Source organism: Streptomyces sp. NPDC022552 (genome assembly GCF_055561875.1).
Genome location: NZ_JBVHGJ010000001.1, coordinates 985290 through 1009612, shown reverse-complemented (window position 1 = coordinate 1009612; position 24323 = coordinate 985290). Strand labels below are relative to the sequence as shown.

The following is a 24323-nucleotide window of genomic DNA, read 5'->3' as shown; positions in this document are numbered from 1 at the left end:
TGGGATCGGTCATCTTCGGTCAGACATCTGGTCAGTTCCGGGTATTTCCGGTCCATGGGGGAGAACGGGCAGGGCCCGGCCGTCTGTGAGGCGAGGGCGCGTACCGCGCCCCCTTCGGAACAGATGGAGATCGACTCAGATGACGGCGCCCTTCGAGTGGACCGGGATCGTCCCGGCGTTGATGAGCGTGGTGATCCCCGGGCTCACCGCTGCGGTGCACCTGTACGCAGACCGGCGACGGTCCAGAGGAGGCACGCAGGGCGCCGTGGCGGCCGACGACGGGGCCGCCGTCGTCACCGTCAGGATCGTGATGACGACGGGCCCCGGCGGGACGGCGGCGCACGTATCCGGCGCGGCGGAGGCCCGCGGGACGGCGGACGCGTCCTCGGCGAAGGAGCGCGCCCCGTGGTAGACGGTGAGACGCGGGAGGGGGCGGCGCTCGCGGTGGACGGCGGGGTCGGGCGGCGACTCTACGACCATTACCCGGTGTTCATGGGCCGGGAGCCCCACGCGCTGAGGAGGCGGAGCGACGAGAAGCTGTCGCTCCAGGCCTGTCAGGACATAGCCCAGGAGGCGTTCCTGCGTGTGGCGCGCAAGGCCGCCAGGGGTGAGCTCGACGAGGCGGTCAACGTCCCGGCCTATCTGCGGACCGCGGCCTGGAACCTGGCTCGGGACCGGCTCAGGGCCGAGGGACGGCTGGAGCTGGCGGGCGACGGCCTGACGGCCTCGCTGCCCGAGCAGCGACAGGCGGTCGGCGAGTTCGATCCGCTGGAGGATCTCGTGCGGCCCGCCATCGACGCGATGCCGCCGAGCCGCCGTCGTCAGGTCGTACGGCTCCAGAGCCAGGGACTCAGCGACGGGGAGATCGCGGCCTCGCTCGGGATGCGCACGGACCGGCTCCACCGGGAGCGGTACAAGGCGGTGCTCGAACTGCGGGACGCCCTGGTCGCGTTCATCCGCGACGAGCACCGGAAGACGACACGATGCTTGAAGAAGGACAGGTGACGGTTGTGAGCCGCTTCAACGCGGACAGCGGCGGCCGCCCGGCGCCGGACGTCCCGGCCGGGCTCGTGGAACTGATGGGCCGGCTGGCCGGGCCTCCGGACTTCTGGGACCGGCCCGAGGGGGAGTTCGGCCCCCTCACTGGCGCGTACGAGACGGGCCGTGAGGAACGTGAGCGGGCGAACTCGCTCTACCGCCTCGGCTCGAAGGCGCTCGCCCGGGACGAACTCGTCGCCGCCGCGCAGTGGCTGGGGGAGGGGGCCTCGGCCGGACACCCGGGTGCCCTGTTCCGGCTGGCCGTGGTCGCGCTCCGGGCCGGCGGGGAGTGGGCCGACGAGGCGGGCTACCTGGTCGCGGAGGCCGCGCGGCACGGCCACGGGGACGCCACCCGGCTGCTGAGCGCGCTCGGTCACCGGCGCCCGGGCCCCGGCACGGCGACCGCCGTCCCTGAGGACCCCCGGTATTTCGAGGAGGTCCGCACCCGGCTCCGCGTACCCGAGGAGATGCTCCGTGCGGAGCCCGGAACACCCCGTCCGGGGACGGCCGGTGACGGTCACTCACGCGCACGCGGTGGTGGGGAGCCGCCCGCCGCGGACGGTGGTCCGGCGCTCGGAACGGAGACCGACGCGCAGCCTCAGCTCTTCCTCGTGCCCGCGCCCCTGGTGCCCAACGAGTACCGGCACACCCCGTCGGACGCAGCGACGGAGGGACGGCGGCCGCGGCTCACCGCGCTGCCGGGCGGGCAGGAGCCCGGGCTGGTCCTTCCTCTCCCCCAGCTGCCTCTGGATACCGAGAGCGGGACCGAGAGCGAAGGCGGGACCGACACCGAGGCCGTCGCCGCGTTGATGTCGCACGAGGCGGCCGGTGAGGTGGGCCCGGGAGAGGGCGGGCAGGAGCCCTGGTGGTCGGCGAACGCCCTGCGGCCGGCCGTCCTCACGGACATGGCCCGGCGCGACCTGTCCCCCGCCGTGGTTCCGGCCAGGTGGCAGGCCACCCAACGGGCCAGGGACCTGCTCCAGCTCATCTGCGCCGGGGGCGGGACCGACACCCGCACCCTCGCGCGGCGCGCGCGGATGTCCCTGAACGGCACCGCCCTGCTGCTGGAATGGCTCCGGGGCCAGCGTCTTGTCGACAGCGTCGCCGGCGCCCACCACCCCGGGCCACTGATGAACCTGGTGACGGGGCCCGACCCCGACGGCGAGCTCCTCAGGAACGCCCTCGCCGGTCTCCGCGACGAACTCGACGCGGCGGTCTACCTCAGCAGCTACACCGACGGCGAGATCCACATCCACGAAGCCGCACACAGCCCGACGGCCCCGCCGGTCGACGAGTGGGCGCCCTTCACCGACACGGGCCATGCCAGCGCCGTCGGCAAGAGCCTCCTGGCCCAGCTCGACTTCGCCTCCCGCATGGACCACCTCGCCCGCTACCCCTCCATCCAGCTCACCGACCGCACCATCACGAACCCCCGCGCCCTGATCGAGACCCTCGACGGACACGTCCCCCACGCGGCCCAGTTCGACCTCCTGGAGTACTCCAGGACCGAGGTCTGCGTCGCGTACTCCCTCGGGCTGCCCGGCCGGGCCTCCAGCGTCGCCCTGTCGCTGCCGGCCCACCAGCACCCCCGGCTCATCGAGGCCGCCCGTTCCTTGAGCCGGCGCGCCACCGGACTGCTCCTCGCCCACCTCCTCGCCTACGACGACCTGTCCACCGCCACCGCCGCGGCACCGGCGGACTGGACGGACACGACCCCCGAACCCCGTCGGGCCCTGCCCTGACCCGCCGTTGGGGGCTGCGGTTCCGGGCGCGGTGCTCGACCGTTCCGGGCATGGGGAGGCCCCCCATGCCCGGGTTCCGCGAACCCGTATGACCGGCCCGTCGTGGGGGGGGAGCACGACGGGCCGGGGGCTGACGGCGCGGGCCGCGCTCAGCAGTTGTTCAGGCCGTCGCGCGCCAGGTCGTACGCGGGGGCGTGGTCGTCGGCTCCGGGGAGGGCCAGGGCCGCGCGGAACTGCTGCCGCGCCTCGGCCCCGCGGCCCGCCGCAGCGTAACTCTGGCCCAGCCGGATGCGGACATCCATCTCGAGCCATGTGCTGGTGCGCTCGGTGAGCGTGGACAGGGCCTCCTGGTGGAGGTCCACGGCCCTGTGAGGCCGGCCCCTGCCCTGTTCCACCAATCCGAGCCGCGTGAGCGTGACCGTGTGCAGCTCCTCCTCACCCGCGTCACGGGCCAGTTCGACGGCCCGTCCCACCAGGCTCGCGGCCTCCGCGTGGCGGCCCAAGGCGATCCGCGCGTCGGCGGCGAAGCACAGGAACCTGGCGATCAGTCCGGGGCGGCCGTTCTTCTCGGCCAGGGCCAGGGCGGAGTCGTAGTGCTCGAGTGCGTGCTCGTGCCGCCCCTGCCGGGCCTGGATGGCGCCGAGGTTGCAGGTCACCATCCCGGCCAGCCAGTTGTCGTCGAGCCCCGTCGCCCGCTCGGCCGCCTCCCGCAAGTGGGCGACGGCCTCCTCGATCCGGCCGAGAGGCCACTCCACGATGCCCATCCCGGCGATCGCCCGGGCCTGGTCCAGGGGATCGCCCTGGCTCCGGGCCCGTTGCAGCGCGTCGACGAACCAGGCGTGCGCCTGCCGCAACCTCCCCTGGTAGATGTCGGTGACGCCCAGGCAGTTCCGCAGGGAGGCGGGCATCCTCCGGTCGGTGGCCATCTCCGCGTACGGCAGCGCCAGTTCCAGCGCGGCACGGCACTCGTGGGAGCGGCCCCGGCGGACCAGGTGGTCGACCATGCTCTCGGCGATCCAGCAGGCGTGGTCGTACTCCCCGGCGGCGACCGCGTGGGCCACCACGTCGACCAGTTCACCGCCGACGGCCTCCAGCCAGGCGGACGCGGCCCTCCAGTCGGCGAAGGGCGAGCCCGTGAGGTCGGGGCCGCTCGGGAAGCCCTCGGGGCCCCAGTCGCCGGCGCCGCGCCCTGCGGCGACATAGAGCCGCAGCACCGCCGCGCGGTCGGCGGCGGCCTCCTCGGGCGTCGCCTCGGCGAGCCGCCGCGCGTGGGCCCTGACGAGATCATGCGGTCGATAGCGGTCGGGCCGGGGTTGCTGGAGCAGGCTCGCGTCGACCAGCCGCTCCATGAGGTCCTCGGCCGTCTCGCGGGAGCAGCCCAGCATGACGGCGGGGGTGAGTCCGTCGAGGACGTACGTCGGCGACGACCCCAACGTACGGAACGCGCGCCGCAGTTCGGGCGGGAGCTGGTCGTACGACAGCTGGAAGGCGGCCTCCACGCTGCGGTCCCCGGCCCTCAGTTCGTCGAGGCCGTGTTCGTCGTCGGGCATCCGGCCCGCGAGGTGGGCCATCGTCCAGGACGGGCGGTGCTGGAGACGGGCGCCGGTGATCCGCAGTGCCAGCGGCAGTCCCCCGCAGCGCCGGGCGAGTTCGCGCGCGGCCTGCGGCTCGCTGTCCGCGCGCTCCTCGCCGAGGAGCTGCCGGAGCAGCTCGACCGCCGCTCCCGTGTCGAGGGGCTCGACGGAGAGCCGCAGGTCGGCGTCGAGGTCCGGCAGCCGCCCGCGCCCGGCCACCAGAACCCGGCTGCCGGGCCCGGCGGGCAGCAGCGGGCGCACCTGCTCCGCACTGCGGGCGTCGTCGACGACCAGGAGCAGCCGCAGCGAACTCGTCGCCGCTCGCCAGGCCGCGACCAGGTCGTCCAGATCGCCCGGCAGGTCGCTGACGTCGCTTCCGATCGCGCGCAGCAGCCGGCGCAGGGCCCGCTGCGGTCCGACGCTCTCCTGAGCCCCGTCGTGCGTGCGCAGGTCCACGAACAGGCAGCCGTCCGGGTACTGGCCGTGGAGCGTCCAGCCCGCGCGGACCACGAGCGCGGTCTTGCCGACCCCCGCCGTTCCGTCCACGGCAGCCACGGACACGGCTCCGGAGGGCACGGGGGCGGTGAGCAGGGCGAGTTCGGCCTCGCGGCCGACGAGGCACGCGGTGTCGCCCGGCAGGTCGACGCGGGGCCGCCGCGGGTGCGCCGTAGCGGGCCCGGCAGCGGGCGGGCGCGTGACGCCGTCTCCGAGGAGCAGGGCGTCGTCCCGGCGCAGAACGCCCTGGTGGACCCGCCGGAGCTCCTCGCCGGGCTCCAGCCCCAGCTCCTCCAGGAGCCGGTGGCGCGTCTCCCGGTAGAAGGCGAGCGCCTCCGCCTGCCGGCCGCTGCCGTACAGCGCCCGCATGCGCAGGGCGGCGAGGGCCTCGTCGTACGGCTGGACCAGAGCCGCGGCCGCGAGGCCGTCCAGGGCGTCCGCGAAACGGCCGAGGAGGACCAGGCACTCCACCCGCTCCTGGTGCAGCACGCGCCGCTGCTGGGCGAGGCGCTGACGCTCCGCGTCGGCGAAGGGTCCCGGCAGCCCGGCCAGCGGCTCGCCGCGGAACAGGTCGAGTGCCCGGGCGCAGTGCTCCAGGGCGGTGTCGAGGGTGCCTGCGGCCTTCGCCCGCCGGCTCTCGGCCGCCCGTCCGGTCAGCTCGGCCACATCCGTCCGGGCCGCCCCGGGGACGAAGCGGTAGCCGCCGCGCTCGCCGCGGATCACCGACTGTGCGAATCCGGTGCCGGGCGCGTCGAGCGCCTTCCGTAGGGGGTAGACGTAGCTCGGCAGGACTCGGTGGCCCGTCCCCGGTGGCTCGGCTCCCCACACGTCGTCGAGCAGCTGCTGACGGGTGATCAACGTTCCGTCACGCAGGACCAGCGCGGCGAGGACCGCCTGTCGCCGTACGGGACCGATGTCGAGCGGCTCCTCGCCGCGGCGGACACCGACCTGTCCCAGCAGGTCGATCCGCAGCCGTGCCACCGGATCCACGCACCTCACCGATTCCCCCATGCCCCCGTGGCCTCCTCCGTATGCGTTCGCTCAGGTGAACGCTCGCGCGCATCAGCAGGATTTCATCGTCGTTCCACCGCGACGCGAGAGGGTCTGCCACGTCGTCAAGAGAGGACCTGTCACCATGTCGAACGTCGATCGCCCACCCGGCACCCCGCCCACCCGCCGCGGTGCGCGATGGGAGCGCTTCCGGGTCACCCACCCGTTCTCCCCCAGGGACCTGGCGGGCTTGTGGGGAGCGATCATCGGGGTCGTGGCGCTTGCCCTCCTGCTCGGCTGGGGGCTCGAGGTCCAGGGCGGCGCGGTGATCGTCGCGGCCCTGCCCTTCATCATCGCGTGGTTCGAACAGCGTCGTACGGCGTTCCAGTTCGACGCGGCAGGTGTACGCGTCGGCAATGTGCTGCTGCCGTGGTCCGACGTCTCCCAGTTCGCCGTGGCCACCCCGCCGGACGACCCGCACGCCTTGATCGGCGTGCGGCTCCGTCCCGGTGCGGCCCTGCCGCCGGGCGCCGTGGTGCCGCCGCGGAACCCGGCGATGCCCGCGCCCATCCATGTCGCCGTGCAGCGGCCCAAGTTCCATCTGACCAAGTTGATCCGCAAGGCGCGCAGATACGCCCCCTCGCACGTTCAGATCATGATCGTCGAGCCGGCGGGCGAACGCGCCGCGGTCTAGATCGGCCCCCTCGTCGGGGGAGGGGGGCCGGAGGGCCGGTGTCCGCCGTGACGGCGGACACCGGCCGGTGGGTCAGGGGAAGGAGACGACGGTCGACGGGATGGTTTCGCTGCCGGCCGTGGGCGCTCCGATGTCGTTGATGACGTGGTCGAAGTGGCCGTTGCCGCCGAGCGAGACCGTGAGCAGGCTGTGGAACTTCACGCCAGGCTTCACGGGTGCCTTGAAGCCGTGTGCCTGCCGGATCGTCGGGTCGACGTTGTAGTAGCAGTAGCTGCCGAGGCCCCAGCCCTCATGGGTGGTGACCGAGTCGTCGACACGGTAGGCGGCATAGCCCTTGGTGGCGCCGTTCTGGATGGCGGCCTGGTTCGGGGCGTCGTACGCCTTCTCGTTCTGGAAGAAGATCGTGCGGCCCCGCTCGCCGTACCACTCCACGTCGTACTTGTTGAAGTGCTCGACGAACAGTCCGGTGGCGAGCACGTCGTCGCCGTTGACGCGGACGCCGTAGTCGGCCCGGTTGGTCTCCCAGCCGACACCCTCGCCGTGGTCGGCCCGCCAGACCCAGGTGTGGTCGATGATCGTGTCGTCGCTGTTGACGACCATGCTGGTGGTCGCCTTGCCCGCGCCGGCCCCGCCGATGCGGAGGTAGACGTCCTGCACGGTGGTGGGGTTGGCGGCGTGGTCGGCGGCCGCGCCGGCGGGGCCGACCTCCAGCAGTGTCGGCGAGTTGACGGGTCCGGCGTCGATGAGGAAGCCGGCCAGCCGGACACCGTCGACGTCACCGACCCGCATGGCGGTCACGCCGTTGTCCGGGATGATGGTCGCCAGCCCCAGGCCCAGCACGATGGTGTTCGCCCGGTTGATCTCCAGGGTGCGGTCGACGTGGTAGACGCCGGGGGTGAAGAGCAGGTGCAGGCCCTGGGCGACGGCCGCGTTGATCGTGGCGGCGGTGGCGCCGGGCTTGACGACGTAGAACCTGCTCAGCGGAATCGACTCGCCCTGCGGGGTGCCGTTCGCCCACGTGGTGCCGCGCGCGTTGACGCGCTTGGCGGGTGCGAAGACCTTGAACTCCCCACCCTCGTGGATGAGGAAGGGCTTCTCCCGGGAGATCGGGGTGGTGTCGAGGGTGGTGTAGCGGGGCTCGGGGAAGCTGGTGGAGGGAGCGCCTTCGACGCCGGAGAAGACCTGGTTCCACACGGAGTTCGACCAGCCGCCGATGGCGCTGTCGCGCGTGTACCACTGCTGCTGCGAGAAGTTGCCGATCTGCCCGTCGACCTTGCTGTCGGCGATGTAGCCGCCACTGGCCCAGCCGTAGCCGTTGGGTGAGAGGTTGAGACCGCCCTTCACGTGCATACGGCGGAACGAGGCGGCCTGGGAGACGGCCCACCGGTTGGTGCCGCTGACCGGGGTGAGGGCCAGGTTCTCGGCGGAGCGCCAGAAGTTCTGGGTGGCGTTGCCGTTGAACCAGCCCGCGTCGACGGTCACGTCGCCGTTGATCGAGGTGTCGTCGGGGCGCAGGCCGAGACCGGCTATCTGGGTGTAGAAGCCCACTTGCGCGTTGAGCCCGTTGTACGTGCCGGGCTTGAAGAGGAAGGCGTGCCGGCCGCTGCCGAACTGCGCCGATTCCTGCTGTCGGAAGACCTCGTCGAGCTTGGCCTGGATGCCGGGGGTGGACGGGTCGAAGACGTGCACGTTCGGCCCGAGGTCGCCGCCGCCGGGGAGCGTCGGGCCGCCGTCGGTGCCGTACACCTGGAACTCCCAGAGCGAGTAGCCGTATCCGGTGGCGCGCGTGACGCCCTGGAGGCGTACGTAGCGGGCGGTGCCGGAGACGGGGACGGTTTCCGTGCCGCCTGCCCCGGTCGTCGTGGCGTACGCGGACGTCCAGTCGGTGCCGTTGGTGGACAGCTCGATGCGGTAGGCCTTGGCGTAGGCGGCCTCCCAGCGGAGTTCCACCCGGTCGAGCGCGATGGGGGCGCCGAGGTCGACCTGGAGCCACTGGTTGTCGGAGAAGGCGCTGGACCAGCGGGTGCCGAGGTCGCCGTCCACCGCGGCCGCTGCCGCGGTGCCGGGCTGCTCCACGCTGGAGGCGGTGACGGGCTTGCCCTGCGAGGCCGGCACGGCGGCCGCCCTGGCCCCGGTCGCCGGGGCCAGGGCGAGCAGCGTACCGGTGAGGGCCGTGGCCACGGCCGCCGCGACACCGCGCCGCACCCATGGTCGCCGTGCGGATGCTGGCGCGGGTACGGGAGCGGGCGCCGGTGCTGACGCTGGTGCTGGTGCGCCTCTCTGCGATGTGAGGGGTGGGTGTTGCCCAAGAGGAGACATGCGGGGCTCCTTGGAAGGAAACGGAAGCGGGAGAGCGCTCCCGGACACCCTGCCCGGCGCCGTTTCTGACGGTCAATAACTCTGACAGGGCTTTTCTTTCGTCTTGCCTTAAGCCTCGGATCACGCGAGGAATCCGGCCCCGGGGCGCGCGAAGGCAGGGTTTCCGCTCCCCCCTCGTGGGAGCGGAAACCCTGCCGTCGGCGACCGGTGGCGGTCGCCCGTCAGCCGGTGAGCCCCCGGTGGGCGCGGATGATGTCCGCGTACCTGCGGCCGCTCCCCTTCACGGTCCGCCGCTGTGTGGCGTAGTCGACGTGGACGAGGCCGAAGCGCTTGTCGTAGCCGTAGGCCCACTCGAAGTTGTCGAGCAGGGACCACGCGTAGTACCCGGCGAGCGGCACGCCCTTGCGCAGGGCACGGGCGCAGGCGGCGACGTGCTCCTCCAGGTACGCGGTCCGCTCGGGGTCGTCCACCGTCCCGTCCGGGCCGACGGTGTCGGGGAAGGCGGAGCCGTTCTCGGTGACGTACAGCCGGTGCGCGCCGTAGTCGTCGGTGAGCCGCATCAGGATCGCCTCGAGACCGTCGCCGTCGATCTGCCAGTCCATGCCGGTGCGCGGCACGTCCGGCAGGCGGAGCTCGCGGGCGTACGGGACGGGTCCCGCGGGGTCGTCGGCGACGGTGACGGGGAAGTAGTAGTTGACGCCGTGCCAGTCGAGCGGGGCGGCGACGGTGTCGAGGTCGCCCGGCCGTTCGGGCAGCTCGACGCCGTACAGCTCGCGCATGTCGGCGGGGAAGCCGCGGCCGTACACGGGGTCGAGCCACCAACGGTTGGTGTGGCCGTCCATGCGGGCGGCGGCCGCGATGTCCTCGGGCCGGGTGGAGGCGGGCGCGACGGTGGAGTGGTTGGTCACGATGCCGACCTGGGCGTCGGGGACGGCGGCCCTGACGGCCTGTGCCGCGAGACCGTGACCGAGGAGCAGGTGGTAGGAGGCGCGTACGGCGGTGGTGAGGTCGGTCAGACCGGGGGCCATGCGCCCTTCGAGATGGCCGATCCACGCCGAGCAGAGCGGCTCGTTCAGCGTGGCCCACTGCCCGACACGGTCACCGAGGCGGGCGGCGACCCTTCCGGCGTACCGGGCGAAGTGTTCGGCGGTCTCCCGCTCGGCCCAGCCGCCCCGGTCCTGGAGCGCCTGGGGCAGGTCCCAGTGGTAGAGGGTGACCGAAGGGGTGATCCCCGCGTCCAGGAGGCCGTCGACGAGCCGGTCGTAGAAGTCCAGCCCCGGCGGGTTCAGTGGGCCGTCACCGGCCGGGACGACGCGTGGCCAGGCGATCGACAGGCGGTACGCGTCGGCGCCGAGGCCGCGCATCAGGGCGATGTCCTCGGGCCAGCGGTGGTAGTGGTCGCAGGCGGTGTCGCCGTGGTCGCCGTTGTCGATCGCGCCGGGCGTACGGGAGAAGGTGTCCCAGATGGACGGACCGCGGCCGTCCTCGGTCACGGCGCCCTCGATCTGGTAGGCGGAGGTCGCGGTGCCCCAGGAGAAGCCGGCGGGGAAGGCGTCCAGGTCGAGCGCGCGGGCGTCGGTGGGTTCGGACACGGAGGACCTCTCTGACATCGGTGGGAAGAAGAGCGTCACTTGACCGCACCCGCGGTGAGGCCTGCGACGAGATAGCGCTGGAGAAGGAGGAAGCCGGCGACGACGGGCACGCTCACGACGAGGGAGGCGGCCATGACCTGGTTCCAGTACACGTCGTTCTGGGTGGCGTAGCCCTGGAGGCCGACGGCGAGGGTACGGGTGGTGTCGTTGGTCATCACGGAGGCGAAGAGGACCTCGCCCCAGGCGGTCATGAAGGCGTAGACGGCGACGGCGACGATGCCGGGCACGGCCGCGGGGACGACCACGCGGAACAGTGCGCCGAGGGGGCCGCAGCCGTCGACCTTGGCCGCTTCGTCGAGGTCCCGGGGGATCGAGTCGAAGTAGCCGATCAGCATCCAGATGGAGAACGGCAGCGAGAAGGTGAGGTAGGTGAGGATCAGGCCGCCGCGCGAGCCGAAGAGGGCGATCCCGGTGGCGTTGCCGATGTTGACGTAGATGAGGAACAGCGGCAGCAGGAAGAGGATCCCGGGGAACATCTGTGTCGACAGCACGGTCACCGTGAAGACCCGCTTGCCGCGGAAGCCGTAGCGGCTGACGGCGTATGCCGCGAAGACCGCGACCACGACGGAACACACGGTCGCCGCGACCGCGACGATCAGGGAGTTCACGAAGTAGTCGGCGAGCGGGACGGTGTGCCAGATGTCGATGTACGGCCGGACGGTGAGCTCCGAGGGGAGCCACTGGAACTTCTCCGAGACGTCCTGCAGCGGCTTGAGGGAGCTGGAGACCATCACGTACACCGGCAGCAGGACGAATCCGGTGAGCAGGGTGAGGAAGACGCGCCGCGTCCACAGGAAGGAGCGGGGCGCGGCCATCGGGGAGCGGGGCGTCCCCCGCCGGGCGGGCTCAGACATCGCCTGCCTTCCTTCCTCTGCCGGTGACCAGCAGATAGACGCCCGTGACGAGGAGGAGGAAGAGCAGCAGCAGGACGGACATAGCCGAGCCGGTGCCGAAGTTCCAGGTCTGGAACGAGGACTGGTAGATGTGCAGGGAGATCAGGTCGGCCGCCTCGGGCGCCGCCTTGCCGAAGAGCACGAACGGCGTGTTGAAGTCGTTGAACGTCCACAGGAACAGCACCAGGACGAGGACCTGGTTGACCGGTCGCAGGGAGGCGAGCGTGATGTGCCGGATCTGCTTCCACACCCCGGCCCCGTCCAGGGCGGCCGCTTCGTACAGCTCGCGGGGGATGTTCTGCAGGCCGGCCATCACGGTGAGGAAGGCGAACGGCCAGCCCTTCCACACGGAGACGATCAGCAGGGCCCAGAAGCTGTTGTCGCCGATGAGCCAGAAGGCGGGACGGTCGCCGATGCCCAGCTGGTCGTGCAGCACGTGGTTGATCAGGCCGTTGTCGTGCTGGAACATGAACGCCCAGGTGATGACGGCGGCGTAGACCGGCAGGGCGTACGGGACGAGGAAGAGCGCGCGCAGCAGGCCCCGGCCGCGGAAGGACTCCTGGAGGAAGACGGCCGCGGCGGTGCCGAGGAGCCAGCACAGTCCGACGGACGTGACGGTGAACAGGCAGGTCGTCACGAAGGACGTGAGCAGAGCCTGTCCCACGGGGGCGTCGAAGTCGATCGACAGCGCGTAGTTCTCGAATCCGGCCCAGGGCGCGTCGGCCCAGTTACGGATGGAGAACTGGGTGAGCTCCTTGAAGCTCATGGCGATACCGATCAGCATCGGCACGAGGTGGACGAGGAGTTCGAGGGCCAGGGCGGGCAGGAGCAGCAGGTACGGCAGCCCGATGCGGCGCAGCCGCCCGGAGCGGCGGCGCGTGGGGCGCGCCTCTCCGGGCGGCGCCTTCCGCACCGCCCGTTCCTCGCGGGGCGAGACGGTAGAGGTCATGAGTGGTCCGCGCCTACTTCTTGGGCATCTGCTGCTGGGCCTTTTCGAGCGCGGCCTTCACCGACTCGTCGGTGACGGGCCGGCCGGCCGCGGCGTCGGCGAAGAGCTCCTTGACCGCGGTGCCGACGACGGTCTCGAACTGGGACTCCTCGGGGACCTGCGGCAGGGCGGAGGCGCTGGTGGCGAGCGTCTCGCGGATGACGGTGAGCGACGGGGTGGAGAAGGCGGGGTCCTGCTGCGCGGACTTGACCGGCGGAATGGAGCCGTACGCCTTGTTGAGGACCTTCTGCTCCTCGTCGCTGGTCATGAACTTCACGAACTTCATGGCGCCGTCGACGTTCTTCGTGTTCTTGAAGACGGCCATGTTGATGCCGGCGACCATGGAGTTGACGGCCGTTCCCTGGCCCGGCTCACCGGAGAGGACCGGCGCGGGGGCGACACCCCACTCGTCCTCCTTCATCCCCTGCGAGGCGAACGTCTGCGAGGGGGTCTGCCACAGGACCATGGCGGTCTTGTCCTTGGCGAAGTCGCTGAGCGACTGGTTCTGGGCGTACTCCGCGTTGCCGGGGGCGACGATCTTGTGCGCGGCCATCAGGTCGACGTACTGCTTGACCGCGGCGACGGCTCCGTCGGAGGTGAAGTCGGCCTTGCCGTCGGCGGTGAAGAAGTCGGCGCCGTGCTGCTTGCCGAGGACGTAGACCTGGTGGATGTTGTTGGAGAGGTTGGAGCCCTCGACCCCGATGGCCCACTTGCCGTCCTTGCTCAGGCGCTTGCCGGTGGCGACCAGCTCGTCCCAGGTGGCCGGGGGCTTGTCGACGCCGGCGTCCTTGAACATCTGCTTGTTGTAGTAGAGGGCGTAGGCCATGGAGTACAGGGGCACGGCGGCCGGGTCCTGACCGGCCGCGCCGGTGGAGCCGAGCGCCGAGGCGACGAAGCGGTCCTTGCCCCCGATCTTCTCGAGGTTCTTCGCGTCCCAGGGCAGCAGGGCGCCGGTGGACTGCAGGGAGGCGCTCCAGGTGTTGCCTATGTTGAGGACGTCGGGGCCCTGGCCGGAGGTGGTCGCGGTGAGGATCCGGTTGAGCAGGTCCGACCAGGGCACGACCTCCAGCTTCACCTTGATGCCGGTCTCCTGCTCGAACCGGTCGAGTTCGGGCTGGAGGACCTTCTTGTCGACCTCGAGGCTGGAGCCCTGGTTGGAGGCCCAGTACGTGAGCGTCTTCGGCTGGGAGTTGGAGCCGGAACCGTCGGAGGTGCCGCCTCCGCAGGCGGCGGCGGTGAGGACGAGGGAGAGAGTGACGGCGCCAGTGACCGCGGCTCTGATTCTGCGCATGGCTCCTCAAGGCCCTTTCGGGGAGTGACGGAGTCCGAGGAGGCGGGGGCGGGCGAGACGTCCCACGCTCGCCCCGTACACCCTCCCGGCTTAATTTAGGACGTGAGTTAAATGCCGAGAGAAGGTCGCGTCAAGGGCCCTGACAGGGGTATCTTGCGATGAGAGACTTCACGAACAGGGGGCAGGGTGCGAGCGAAGAGCAGTCGTACGGTGCGTGACCTGCGGCGGGAGAACCGCACCGCGGTTCTGCAACGATTGTATTTCGACGGGCCGCAGAGCCGCCTGACGCTCGGCCCTGCCACCGGGCTGAGTTCCGGGTCCGTCAGCAACGTGGTCGGCGAACTCCTCGCCGAGGGCCTGGTGGAGGAGGCGGGCAGCGTCGACTCCGCCGGAGGCCGGCCCCGCACCCTGCTGCGCGTCAGCCCCGACAGCGGCTGCATGATCGGCATCGACGTCGGCGAGACACGCATCAGGGTCGAGCTCTTCGACCTCGCCCTGACCGAACTGGCGCGCGTGGAGAGCCCTCTGTCGGCCGACGGCACCGGTCCGCACGGCCGGTACGACATCGGCATCGTGGTCGACCACGTACGCGACGGCATCGCCAAGGTGCTGCGCGCGGCGGACGTGCCCCCCGAGCGGTTGCTCGGCGTCGGCATCGGCGTCCCGGGCATCGTCGCCCACGCGCCCGAGGACGGCGCCGTCGTGCACGGCCAGACCGTCGGCTGGGACGCCGTGCCCCTGGAGCGGCTGCTGCGGGACACCGGCGCGGTGCCGGAGAGCGTGCCGTACTACATCGACAACGGCTCCAAGACGCTCGGGCAGGCCGAGATGTGGTTCGGGGCCGGACGCGGCACCGCCAGCGCCGTCGTCGTCCTCTTCGGCTCCGGTGTCGGCGCCTGCGTGATCGGCGAAGGCATGGGCACCGGGCGGGCGATCGAGTGGGGTCATCTCACGGTACGGGTGCGCGGGCGCCGTTGCCGCTGCGGCTCCCAGGGCTGCCTGGAGGCGTACGCGGGCGCCGAGGCGCTCCTCGACCGCTGGCGGGAGGCGGGCGGCAGGCCGCCCGCGGGGGCGGACGAGGAGACCGCGCTGACGTCGATGCTCGCCGCCGCCTATCCCCCGCACGACGCGGAGAGGGAGCCCGACGCGACGGCGCTCGCCGTCCTGGAGGAGACCGCCGAGTATCTGGGCGCCGGCTTCGCCGACCTGATCAACCTCTTCCAGCCCGAGCGGATCCTCGTCGGCGGCTGGGCCGGCCTCCAGCTCGGCTCCCGCTTCCTGGAGACGGTCAAGCCGCACGCCTCGGCCTTCGCCCTGCGCTACCCGGCCAGCCGGACCCGTATCGAGCTGGGCACGCTCGGCCCGGACGCCGTGACGGTGGGCGCGGCGATCCTCCCCCTCGAAGCGTTCTTCGCCCGGGGCGGCCGCCGCAGCGAGGCCCCGCCGGAGGAGCCCGTCCCCACCTGGCAACCGGCCCTCCAGCACCGCGCGACGTCCTGAAGGCGGGGCACCGCGGCGACCCGCCTCGGAACGCCGAGCGTGGTCGCCGCGGTCCTGGCCAGGGCCTCGGCGACCGCCGTCACCGGGCCGGGGTGATCCATCGCAGCAGTGCGTCATGGATGGTGTCGTCGAGCGCGCAGAGCGCCTCGATGGCGCCGAGGTCGCCGGGCAGGGGCGCGATGCCCGCCGCGGTGAGCGCGGCGTGCAGATCGAGGCGGCGTCGGTCGGCCGGCGGCAGCGGGAAGGACAGGCGGTTCTCCGGAGCCGGCGCGGGCAGAACGTAGTCGCCGAACTCCATGACCCCGCGGGTCATGGTCGTCTCCTCGGGCTCGTCGTCCATGAGCATGGCGGGGAACCGGTACGGGTCGAGATCCAGCAGCTCAGTGGTGCCCGTAGCGAAAGCCTGAAACCCGGTCACGAGTGCCTCCTCAGTTCGTCGTGCAACTGATGAGGACGACTACGAAAGGACCGGGCGCAGTTGCGGTCCGCCCCGCAGTCCACCCGAATGCCCCCAACTCCATCTCGTCACAAAAGAGATGAACCGACGGACGCCGCCGCCCGGAAATCCGGCCGCTCCAGGTCAGAAGGTGACGGCGTCCCGGGCAAGAGGGCAGGTCATGCAGTGGCCGCCGCCGCGGCCGCGGCCCAGTTCGGCACCGACGATGGTGACGACCTCGACCCCGGCCTTCCGCAGGAGGGTGTTTGTCTGTGTGTTGCGGTCGTACGTGAAGACGACACCCGGCTCCACGGCGACGGCGTTGTTGCCGCTGTCCCACTGCTGGCGCTCGGAGGCGTACACATCGCCACCGGTCTCGATCACCCGCAGCGCGGGGAGCCCGAGGGCCCGGGCGACCACGTCGACGAAGGCGGCGCCGCCCTCGTCGGTGATGTCCACGGGCGCCCGGTCACCGGGGCGCAGCGTGAAGGTGTGGACCGCGTCCATGATCTTCGGGTAGAGCGTGACGATGTCGCGGTCGGCGAAGGTGAAGACGGTGTCGAGGTGCATAGCCGACCGGAGTCTGGGCATCCCGGCGACGATGACCCGCTGGGCGGCTCCGTGCGCGAACAGTGAGGCCGCGACCTGGGTGATGGCCTGACGGGAGGTGCGTTCGCTCATGCCCATCAGGACGACACCGTTGCCGACGGGCATGATGTCACCGCCCTCGAAAGTGGCCTGTCCCCAGTCCTGTTCGGGGTCGCCCCACCACACCGTCGCGTCCACGAAGTCCGGATGGAAGCTGTAGATCGCCTTCATGAGGAGCGTCTCGCCGTGCCGGGCGGGCCAGTAGAGCGGGTTCAGCGTCACACCGCCGTAGAGCCAGCAGGTGGTGTCGCGGGTGTACAGCGTGTTCGGCAGGGGCGGCATCAGGTACTCGCGTGGCCCGACGCTCTCCCGCGCCAGCGCCACGTATCCGGACCGGAAGTCCTCGGGCAGATCGGTCGTGGAAAGACCGCCGATCAGGAACTCGGCCAGCTCCCGCGGGGCCAGGGACTCCAGGAAGGCCCGGGTGTCGTCGACGAGCCCGAGACCGACCTCGTTGGGGACGATCTTGCGGTCGAGGAGCCAGCTCCTGGCCTCGGGGATCGCCATCGTCTCGGCGAGCAGATCGTGCAGCTCGACGACCTCGACACCGCGCTGGGTGAGCTTGTTGACGAAGTCGGCGTGGTCGCGCTGAGCGTTCTCGACCCACATGACGTCGTCGAAGAGAAGGTCGTCGGAGTTGGTCGGGGTGAGACGGCGGTGGGCGAGGCCCGGTGAACAGACCAGCACCTTGCGGAGCCGTCCGACCTCGGAGTGGACGCCGAGCGCGGGCTCGGCCGAGGGGGTGTCGCTGCTCGTCATGGTGAACCTTTCCGGAGGAGGCCGCGGAGGGCGGAGGCGGGGGGCGTCGGTCGGGTCAGAGTTCGATCCAGCCGGCCGCGAGCGCGATGACTCCGACGACCGCACCGGCCACGGACACGGCGCAGATGAGGGCCTCCGCGGGCGAGAAGAGACGCCGGTTCTGCTCGCGCCGCGCCTTGACGAACAGGAAGGTGGCCGGGGCGTAGAGGATGAAGGAGACGAGGACGAACTTGAGCCCGGCCGCGTAGAGGAGGAAGGCCGTGTACAGCGTCGCGAGGACGGCGACGACGAGCTCCCGCCGGGTGCTCCGCCCCACGACCCGCTCCTCACGGGGTCTCAGTGCGATCTTGACGGCGAACGCCGCGGCCAGCAGGAACGGGATCAGACTCAGAGCGCTGGTGAGATCGAGGGCGAAGTTGAACGCGTCGTCCGAGAAGGCGGTGACGACCAGCACGACCTGGCTGAGGGACGTGGTCATCAGCAGGGCGGGGGCGGGTACGTCGTCGCCTGTGGAGCGTCCGAGGAAGCGCGGCATGTCATCGTCCTTGGCCGCGACGAAGAGCACTTCGGCGGCCATCAGTGTCCAGGCGAGGTAGGCGCCGAGGACGGAGACGATCAGGCCGACGCTGACGAAGACCTCGCCCCAGGTGCCGACGGCCGCCTCCAGGACGCCGGCCATGGACGGCTGGCGCAGCTCGGCGATCTCGCTCATCGGGAGGATCCCGTACGACACGATGGTGACCGAGGCGAAGATCGCGAAGACGCTGAGGAAGCCGAGGAGCGTGGCCCGTCCCACGTCCTCCCGGCGTTTGGCGTGCCGCGAGTAGACGCTGGCGCCCTCGACGCCGAGGAAGACGAAGACGGTGGCGAGCATCGTGCCGCGCACCTGGTTGAAGAGCGAACCGGCGTAGTCGGCGCCGCCCCAGTTGTCCGCGAAGACGGACGGTTCGAAGTAGAACAGCGCCAGGATGACGAAGACGATGATGGGGACGAGCTTCGCGACGGTCACGATCCTGTTGATCGCGGCCGCCTCCTTCACGCCGCGACGGATCAGCAGGAAGAATGCCCACAGTCCGGCCGAGGAGAGGACGATGGCCAGGGCGGTGTCACCGTCGCCGAGCGCGGGGGCGATCGCCCCGATCGTCGACATGATGAGCACCCAGTACGTCACGTTGCCGACGCAGGCGCTCGCCCAGTAGCCGAACGCCGAGAAGAACCCCAGGTACTCCCCGAAGCCCGCCTTCGCGTACGCGTACACACCGGCGTCCAGGTCCGGTCTGCGGACGGCCAGGGTCTGGAAGACGAAGGCGAGCATGAGCATCCCGAAGCCGGCGACCGCCCACGCGATGAGCGCTCCCGCGACACCCGTCTCCTGGGCGAAACGGCGGGGCAGGGAGAAGACCCCCGCGCCGACCATGGAGCCGACGACCATCGCGGTCAGGGTCAGCAGCGTCAGTTTGACCGCCGGCTCGGTGTCCGCGGCCGCGGCCCGCGCGTCGTTCGTCACACGTTCCCCTTCGAGTAGTGGCAGGCGCTCGCGCGGAGCCGACCCATTGAAAGGGGAATTTAGCCGGAAATGACTCATTTTTCCTTGATGCGCACCGCATCTCGGCGACGGCCCGGACCGGAACGGCCCGGGCGGGATCACAGCATCACGTGTTTGACCTGCGTGTAGTCCAGGAGGCCCGCGAGGGAGAGGTCGCTGCCGTAGCCGGAGTGCTTGACCCCTCCGTGGGGCATCTCGGAGACCGTGGTGCCGTGGGTGTTCACCCACACGATGCCGGTGTGGAGGGCGCGCGTCGCGCGCATCGCGCGGTCGTGGTCCGCGGTCCACACACTGGCGGCGAGGCCGTGGCGCACGTCGTTCGCCAGGTGCAGGGCCTCCGCCTCGTCCGTGAAGGGCTGCACGGTCACGACGGGCCCGAAGATCTCCTCCTGCACGATCTCGTCGTCCTGCCGCACGCCGGCGACGACGGTGGGCTCGTGGAAGAACCCGGCGCGGGGCGGTCGGCCGCCGCCGGTGACGATCTCCGCGTGCGCCGGGAGCCGTGCCAGCAGGGACTGTACCGAGGCGAGTTGAGCCGCGTTGTTGAGCGGACCGACGTCGGCGTCCGGCTCGTCCGGGGCGCCGGTGCGCAGCTTCCGCGCCTCGGCGGCGAAGGCCGCGAGGAACGCGTCGTGGACCGTCCGGTGGACCAGGAGCCGGGTGGGCGCGGTGCAGTCCTGGCCCGCGTTGTAGTAGGCGACGGCGGCGAGGGCCGCGGCGGTCGCCTCGACGTCCACGTCGTCGTGGACGAGGACCGGGGCGTTGCCGCCGAGCTCCAGGTGGACCCGCTTGAGATCGGCGGCAGCGGCGGCCGCGATCTCCCGGCCCGCCCGCACGCTGCCGGTGACGGCGATCAGGGCGACGTCGGGGTGGGCCGTGAGCGCGCGACCGGTGTCGCGGTCACCGCAGACCACGTTGAGCACGCCCGGCGGCAGGTGCGCGGCCGCGACGCGGGCCAGCAGCGCGGACGACGAGGGGGTGGTGTCGGCGGGCTTGAGCACGGCGGTGTTCCCGGCGGCGACCGCCGGGGCGATCTTCCACACGGCCATCATCAGCGGGTAGTTCCATGGCGTGATCTGGGCGCAGACCCCGACCGGTTCGCGGCGCAGCAGGGAGGTACGGCCCTCGGTGTACTCGGCGGCGGCGACGCCCGGCAGGTTCCGGGCGGCTCCGGCGAAGAAGCGGACGGTGTCGACGATCGCCGGAAGTTCCTCCGTCCTGAACTGGTGGGGAGGCTTTCCGGTGTCTCCGGTCTCGGCGGTAACGAAGGCGTCCGCGTGCTCCTCGATGGCGTCGGCGAGGGAGAGCAGGGCGCGCTGCCGTACGGCGGGCGTGGTCGTGGACCAGTGCCGGTAGGCCGCCGCGGCGGCGTCGCAGGCGGCGTCCGTGTCGACGCGGCCGGAGCGCGGGGCGCGGCGGTGCACCCGGCCGGTGGACGGGTCGACCAGCTCCATCGTCTCGCCCGAGGCGGCGGGCCGGTCGGTGCCCGCGATGTGGTTCCGCACGGTGTCAGCCACGGCGAAGCGCCTCCTTGGCCGCGTCGCGCCCGGTGCGGACGGCGCCCTCCATGTAGCCGGCCGTCCACTGATCGGATCCGCAGACGTAGAAGGGGGGTTCGTGGGTGCCGTGCAGGGGGCCGACGGCCATGACGTCGCCGGGGGTCCACTGGGTGACGTACCCCTGGGTCCACGGATCGGTGCCCCACATCCGGATGTAGCTCGCCAACGGCCGGTACGCCTCGTCACCGTAGAGGCGGGCGATGTCGGCCAGCAGTTCGCCGGTGCGCAGCGGGGTGGGCATGCCGAGGAGGACGCCGAGCCTCTCGGGCGGTACGAGGGCGGAGAGGATGCCGTCGCTCTGCGGCCAGGTGCTGCCGAGGACCCCCTCGCACTCGGAGAGGCCGCTGCGGCCGCGGTCGCGCCAGAACGGCCGGTCGTACGCGGCGACGAACTTGGCGGCGAGCGCGTGGCGTTGACGGTGCAGAGAGGCGAGGCGCTCCTCGGACACTCCGGTGACGTCGACCGAGCGGAGCGGGCCGACGGGCAGGGCGCTGACGACGGCGCCGGCGGTGAGGGTCTCGCCTCCGGCCAGCCGTACGGAGCAGCGGCCCGCCCCGCGTACGGTGACGGCCTCGACGGGCGCGCCGGTGCGGACGCGCCCGCCGAGGGCGCCGGCCATGCGCAGGGCCACCGTCGCCGATCCCTCGGCCACCCGCAGGCCCTCCCAGGCCTCGTAGTCGTAGTGGTCGGAGCCTGCCGCGGAGCCGGGTACGGCGGCGTGCTTGCGCAGGGCGGCGAGCAGCGACGTGCGCTCGTACGAACCGTCGGCGAGGGCGAGTTGGCCGATCTCCCAGAGACGTACGACGGCCGGGGTCGCTCCCTCGGAGCGCAGCCAGTCGCCGACGGAGAGCCGGTCGAGGGCGGTGGCTTCGGCATGGGCCCACGGGGCGTCGGGGTAGACGGTCCGGGCGAGTGCGCGGAAGGCGGCGGTGACCTTCTGGTGGCATGCGTCGTCGCCGGGGCCGAACCAGTGGGGCGGGTCGCCGGCGGAGACGCCTTCGGGGGTGGCGCGGGCGAGGGCGCCGGGCTCGGCGACGTAGCTGGGGGCGAGGGTGAGGCCGAGTTCGGCGGCCAGGGTCGTGTACGCGGTGTGGGCGCGGCCGACGACCTCTCCCCCGAGCTGGACCAGCCGGCCGTCGGGGAGTTCGGTCTGCTCGACACGTCCGCCGACGCGGTCGCGGGCCTCGACGACGAGGACGTCGGCTCCGCCGGCGGCGAGGTCGCGTGCGGCGGCAAGACCGGCCAGGCCGGCGCCGAGCACGATGACGTCGTGGTTCATGAGGTGTTCCTTCGGTCGGTGCCGCTTCAGTCCAGGACGAGGCAGTGCTCGGGCTTCCACCCGACCTCGACGTGTTCGCCGCCGCTCCAGCGGTCCTCCATGCGGGAGCGGTCGGTGTTCTGCTCGAGCACGGACACCGTGACGCCGGGGGCCAGTTCGATGAGATAGGTGGTGGTCGGGCCGCAGTAGACGGTCTCCCGGACGACCCCGCTGACGCGCGCCATGTCGGGTTCCAGGTCGGACAGCCAGATCTTCTCGGGGCGGATCGACAGATTGACCCTGGCGCCGTCGGTGACGGCCGGCCGCTCGCCGACGGGCAGCTCGGGCCCGTCGTCGAGGACGACCCGGCCGGAGCGGTAGGTGCCGGAAACGAGGTTGGAGGTGCCCATGAAGGAGGCGGTGAAGCTGCTCGTGGGGCGCTCGTAGACGTCCTCGGGTGTTCCGCACTGCTCGACGCGCCCGTCGTTCATCACGGCGAGGCGGTCCGACATGGTCAGCGCCTCGTCCTGGTCATGGGTGACGAAGACGAAGGTGATGCCGACCTCGCGCTGGATCTGCTTGAGCTCGACCTGCATGTGCCGGCGCAGTTTGAGGTCGAGGGCGGCCAGCGGCTCGTCGAGCAGCAGGACATGGGGCCGGTTGACCAGGGCACGGGCGAGCGCGACGCGCTGCCTCTGGCCGCCGGAGAGGGTGGGCGGCTTACGGCCCGCCAGATGTCCGAGCTGGACGAGGTCGAGCATGTCGGCGACGCGTCGGCGGATCTCGGCGCGGCCGACGCCCTTGCGCTTGAGGCCGAAGGCCACGTTGTCCGCGAGCGAGAGGTGGTCGAAGAGGGCGTAGCTCTGGAAGACGGTGTTGACGTTGCGCTTGTCGGGCGGCAGCCCGGTGACGTCCTGGCCGTCGAGCAGGACGCTGCCCGCGGTGGGGTCGGCGAAGCCTCCGATCATCCGCAGCAGGGTGGTCTTGCCGCAGCCGGAGGGGCCGAGGAGGGAGAAGAACTCGCCCGGGGCGATGTCGAGGGCGACGTCGCGTACGGCGTAGGTGTCGTCGGCGGCGGAGTACTGCTTGCTGACGTGGTCGAGCCGGACGGCGGGCGTCGTCGGGGCGGGGGCTGTGGCGTCGGGGGGCGTCGAGGCGGGGCTCGGAGCGTCGGGGCCGGGAGCCTCGGGGTTCGGGTGCGCGGAGGACGGGTTCATGGCTGTCACTTCCCGGAGAGCAGATCGAGGCCGCCGCGCCGCCCGAACAGGCGCGGGATGGCGAGTGCGAGGACGATGAGGCCGATGGACCCGGCCAGCATCAGGGTGCCGACGGCGTTGATGGTGGGCTGCACGCCGAACCTGATCGCCGAGTAGATGCGTACGGACAGCGGCTGCGGGTCGACGCCGGTCGTGAAGTAGGCGAGGACGAAGTCGTCGAAGACGAGGGCGAAGATCAGCACCGCCGACGCGAGGATGCTCGGGAGAAGCGCGGGCAGGGTGACCAGGCGCAGTGCCTGTCTGCGGGTGGCGCCGAGGTCCATCGCGGCCTCCTCGACCTCCGGGTTGAGCGCGGCGATACGGGAGCGGAGGATCACCGTCACGTACGAGATGGAGAAGGTGATCTCGGCGAGCATCACGGTCGTGGTGGACAGGGTGATGCCCAGGCCCTTGAAGAGGAGCATCGCCGCGACACCGGTCACGATCTCCGGTGTGATCAGCGGGACGAGCATGACCAGCCCGGCGAAGGAGCCGAGACGGCTGCGGCCGCGTACGAGCCCCAGGGCCAGGGCCACGCCGAGGACGAGCGATCCGGCCATGGCGACCAGCGAGACCCGCAGGCTCATGCCGAGCGAGTCGAGGAGGACGTCGTCGTGGACGAACGCCGTGTACCAGCGGAGGCTGACGTCCTCGAAGACGGTCAGCGACTTCTGCGAGTTGAAGGAGAACAGGACGACGACGCCGACGGGGAGGTAGAGGAGCGCGAAGAAGACGGCGGTGACCGCGACGGCGAAGCGGGGCCGGCGCTCGGCTCCGCGCCGGCGGCGCTGCCGGGCGCTCATCGGACGGCCTCCGCCTCGTCCTTGCGGGTACGGCGCAGGTATCCGAGCATCCCGAGGAACAGGACCGCCATGAGGAGCATGGTGAGGGCCGAGCCGAGGGGCCAGTTCTGGCCCTGGAAGAACTTGTCCTGGATCAGGTTGCCGATCATGATCTGGTCGGGACCTCCCATGAGCTGGGCGCTGACGAAGTCCCCCATGGCGGGCAGGAAGACGAGGACGCAGCCGGCGGCCGCTCCCTGCCGGGTGGCGGGGACGGTGACGAAGAGGAAGGTGCGCAGCGGACCGCCGTAGAGGTCGCGGCCCGCCTCGATGAGCGAGGTGTCCATGCGCTCCATCGCCGCGTACAGCGGGATGATCATGAAGACGACGAAGCCGTAGACGAGTCCGGCGACGACGCCCCCGCCGGTCTGGAGGATCTTGGTGCCGTCGTCGGCGAGACCGACCGCGCGCAGAGCCCTCAGCAGCGGTCCGTCGTCGGAGAGGACGACGGACCAGCCGTACATCCGCACCAGGTAGTTGGCGAAGAACGGGACGACGATCGCGGCGATCAGCAGGTTCTTGAAGCGGCCACCGCGCAGCGCGATGGCGTAGGCGACCGGGTAGGCCACGGCCAGGCAGATCAGACAGGTGATCAGCGCGTAGCCGAGGGAGCGCAGCAGGACCGTGCTGTAGGCCGGATCTGCCAGTGCGGCGATGTTCCCGACGTCGAATCCGAAGCGCGGGTTGCCGAGCGGGTCGGTGGTCCCGAGCGAGAGGACGGCCACCAGAAGGAGGGAGGCGACGAGGAAGCCCGTCATCCAGAGGGTTCCGGGGAGCAGGAGCCAGGTCCACAGCCGGGGCTGCGTGCGGGCCGCCGCCCCTGAACGCTTGCCAGATGTCATG

Annotated in this window: 19 protein-coding genes; 5 read left to right on the top strand and 14 right to left on the bottom strand. The window is 71.5% G+C overall.

The features are described from left to right. Positions 1–139 precede the first annotated feature (139 nt). Genes ACZ3OF_RS04585 through ACZ3OF_RS04575 form a run of 3 tightly spaced genes read left to right on the top strand, consistent with a single transcriptional unit; the run spans position 140 to position 2780 of the window. Positions 140–412: a hypothetical protein gene (locus ACZ3OF_RS04585; protein ID WP_467302706.1), complete on the top strand. Its 273-nt coding sequence runs from the start codon at positions 140–142 to the stop codon at positions 410–412. Next, positions 406–1005, top strand: a complete 600-nt coding sequence (locus tag ACZ3OF_RS04580) for an RNA polymerase sigma factor (RefSeq protein WP_361666250.1) — start codon at positions 406–408, stop codon at positions 1003–1005. The genes ACZ3OF_RS04585 and ACZ3OF_RS04580 overlap by 7 nt, the downstream gene beginning before the upstream one ends. Then, the gene (locus tag ACZ3OF_RS04575; RefSeq protein WP_467302704.1) at positions 1002–2780 is read left to right on the top strand and encodes an IclR family transcriptional regulator domain-containing protein; all 1779 of its coding nucleotides are present in this window, start codon (positions 1002–1004) and stop codon (positions 2778–2780) included. Before ACZ3OF_RS04580 ends, ACZ3OF_RS04575 begins: the two co-directional genes overlap by 4 nt. A gap of 149 nt (positions 2781–2929) precedes the next feature. Here ACZ3OF_RS04575 and ACZ3OF_RS04570 read toward each other — a convergent pair whose 3' ends face one another. Next, the gene (locus ACZ3OF_RS04570) at positions 2930–5860 is read right to left on the bottom strand and encodes an AfsR/SARP family transcriptional regulator (protein WP_467302702.1); all 2931 of its coding nucleotides are present in this window, start codon (positions 5858–5860) and stop codon (positions 2930–2932) included. Positions 5861–5984: 124 nt separating this feature from the next. Between ACZ3OF_RS04570 and ACZ3OF_RS04565 the strand changes: the two genes are divergently transcribed. Beyond that, positions 5985–6533 carry a hypothetical protein gene (locus ACZ3OF_RS04565; protein ID WP_361666254.1) on the top strand — a complete coding sequence of 183 codons (549 nt, stop codon included), beginning with the start codon at positions 5985–5987 and terminating at the stop codon, positions 6531–6533. A gap of 72 nt (positions 6534–6605) precedes the next feature. Here the strand turns inward: ACZ3OF_RS04565 and ACZ3OF_RS04560 are convergent, their stop codons facing one another. The 5 genes from ACZ3OF_RS04560 to ACZ3OF_RS04540 all read right to left on the bottom strand — a co-directional run bounded on the left by ACZ3OF_RS04560 (position 6606) and on the right by ACZ3OF_RS04540 (position 13676). Further along, positions 6606–8852: a discoidin domain-containing protein gene (locus ACZ3OF_RS04560; protein ID WP_467302700.1), complete on the bottom strand. Its 2247-nt coding sequence runs from the start codon at positions 8850–8852 to the stop codon at positions 6606–6608. Positions 8853–9073: 221 nt separating this feature from the next. Then, a complete protein-coding gene (locus ACZ3OF_RS04555; RefSeq protein ID WP_361666258.1) occupies positions 9074–10462 on the bottom strand; it encodes a GH1 family beta-glucosidase in 1389 nt (462 codons plus the stop codon). A gap of 17 nt (positions 10463–10479) precedes the next feature. After that, positions 10480–11319, bottom strand: coding sequence for a carbohydrate ABC transporter permease (locus tag ACZ3OF_RS04550; protein ID WP_361667285.1), 840 nt, complete (start codon positions 11317–11319; stop codon positions 10480–10482). Between the two features lie 31 nt (positions 11320–11350). Next, a complete protein-coding gene (locus tag ACZ3OF_RS04545) occupies positions 11351–12346 on the bottom strand; it encodes a carbohydrate ABC transporter permease (RefSeq protein WP_467302697.1) in 996 nt (331 codons plus the stop codon). Positions 12347–12359: 13 nt separating this feature from the next. Beyond that, positions 12360–13676, bottom strand: coding sequence for an extracellular solute-binding protein (locus ACZ3OF_RS04540; protein ID WP_361666261.1), 1317 nt, complete (start codon positions 13674–13676; stop codon positions 12360–12362). 186 nt (positions 13677–13862) lie between these two features. Between ACZ3OF_RS04540 and ACZ3OF_RS04535 the strand changes: the two genes are divergently transcribed. Beyond that, entirely contained in the window at positions 13863–15176 is a 1314-nt protein-coding gene (locus ACZ3OF_RS04535) for an ROK family protein (RefSeq protein WP_467302695.1), read from the top strand. A 79-nt stretch (positions 15177–15255) separates the two neighbouring features. On the opposite strand, the gene ACZ3OF_RS04530 is transcribed toward ACZ3OF_RS04535, so the two are convergent. The 8 genes from ACZ3OF_RS04530 to ACZ3OF_RS04495 form a co-directional block, all read right to left on the bottom strand. After that, a complete protein-coding gene (locus ACZ3OF_RS04530; protein WP_361666264.1) occupies positions 15256–15594 on the bottom strand; it encodes a hypothetical protein in 339 nt (112 codons plus the stop codon). A 162-nt stretch (positions 15595–15756) separates the two neighbouring features. Beyond that, positions 15757–17019 (bottom strand): arginine deiminase, encoded by a 1263-nt coding sequence (locus ACZ3OF_RS04525; protein ID WP_467302693.1) that lies wholly within the window; start codon positions 17017–17019, stop codon positions 15757–15759. 55 nt (positions 17020–17074) lie between these two features. After that, entirely contained in the window at positions 17075–18526 is a 1452-nt protein-coding gene (locus ACZ3OF_RS04520) for a basic amino acid/polyamine antiporter (RefSeq protein WP_467302691.1), read from the bottom strand. A 137-nt stretch (positions 18527–18663) separates the two neighbouring features. Further along, positions 18664–20082 (bottom strand): aminobutyraldehyde dehydrogenase, encoded by a 1419-nt coding sequence (locus ACZ3OF_RS04515; RefSeq protein WP_361666268.1) that lies wholly within the window; start codon positions 20080–20082, stop codon positions 18664–18666. Beyond that, positions 20075–21403, bottom strand: a complete 1329-nt coding sequence (locus ACZ3OF_RS04510; protein WP_467302689.1) for a flavin monoamine oxidase family protein — start codon at positions 21401–21403, stop codon at positions 20075–20077. The genes ACZ3OF_RS04515 and ACZ3OF_RS04510 overlap by 8 nt, the downstream gene beginning before the upstream one ends. 26 nt (positions 21404–21429) lie before the next feature. Further along, positions 21430–22599 (bottom strand): ABC transporter ATP-binding protein, encoded by a 1170-nt coding sequence (locus ACZ3OF_RS04505; protein WP_361666270.1) that lies wholly within the window; start codon positions 22597–22599, stop codon positions 21430–21432. 5 nt (positions 22600–22604) lie between these two features. Continuing rightward, on the bottom strand, positions 22605–23441 hold the full coding sequence (locus tag ACZ3OF_RS04500) for an ABC transporter permease (protein WP_361666271.1): 837 nt from the start codon (positions 23439–23441) through the stop codon (positions 22605–22607). After that, positions 23438–24322 (bottom strand): ABC transporter permease, encoded by an 885-nt coding sequence (locus tag ACZ3OF_RS04495; protein WP_467302686.1) that lies wholly within the window; start codon positions 24320–24322, stop codon positions 23438–23440. Before ACZ3OF_RS04495 ends, ACZ3OF_RS04500 begins: the two co-directional genes overlap by 4 nt. Position 24323: the final 1 nt, after the last annotated feature.

Bases quoted from the DNA above. Each gene is read 5' to 3' on its own strand.
- ACZ3OF_RS04505 (WP_361666270.1), bottom strand. From the start codon at position 22,599: ATGAACCCGTCCTCCGCGCACCCGAACCCCGAGGCTCCCGGCCCCGAC.
- ACZ3OF_RS04525 (WP_467302693.1), bottom strand. From the start codon at position 17,019: ATGACGAGCAGCGACACCCCCTCGGCCGAGCCCGCGCTCGGCGTCCAC.
- ACZ3OF_RS04500 (WP_361666271.1), bottom strand. From the start codon at position 23,441: ATGAGCGCCCGGCAGCGCCGCCGGCGCGGAGCCGAGCGCCGGCCCCGC.
- ACZ3OF_RS04565 (WP_361666254.1), top strand. From the start codon at position 5,985: ATGTCGAACGTCGATCGCCCACCCGGCACCCCGCCCACCCGCCGCGGT.
- ACZ3OF_RS04560 (WP_467302700.1), bottom strand. From the start codon at position 8,852: ATGTCTCCTCTTGGGCAACACCCACCCCTCACATCGCAGAGAGGCGCA.
- ACZ3OF_RS04545 (WP_467302697.1), bottom strand. From the start codon at position 12,346: ATGACCTCTACCGTCTCGCCCCGCGAGGAACGGGCGGTGCGGAAGGCG.
- ACZ3OF_RS04550 (WP_361667285.1), bottom strand. From the start codon at position 11,319: ATGGCCGCGCCCCGCTCCTTCCTGTGGACGCGGCGCGTCTTCCTCACC.
- ACZ3OF_RS04570 (WP_467302702.1), bottom strand. From the start codon at position 5,860: ATGGGGGAATCGGTGAGGTGCGTGGATCCGGTGGCACGGCTGCGGATC.
- ACZ3OF_RS04585 (WP_467302706.1), top strand. From the start codon at position 140: ATGACGGCGCCCTTCGAGTGGACCGGGATCGTCCCGGCGTTGATGAGC.
- ACZ3OF_RS04495 (WP_467302686.1), bottom strand. From the start codon at position 24,322: ATGACATCTGGCAAGCGTTCAGGGGCGGCGGCCCGCACGCAGCCCCGG.
- ACZ3OF_RS04510 (WP_467302689.1), bottom strand. From the start codon at position 21,403: ATGAACCACGACGTCATCGTGCTCGGCGCCGGCCTGGCCGGTCTTGCC.
- ACZ3OF_RS04540 (WP_361666261.1), bottom strand. From the start codon at position 13,676: ATGCGCAGAATCAGAGCCGCGGTCACTGGCGCCGTCACTCTCTCCCTC.
- ACZ3OF_RS04555 (WP_361666258.1), bottom strand. From the start codon at position 10,462: ATGTCAGAGAGGTCCTCCGTGTCCGAACCCACCGACGCCCGCGCGCTC.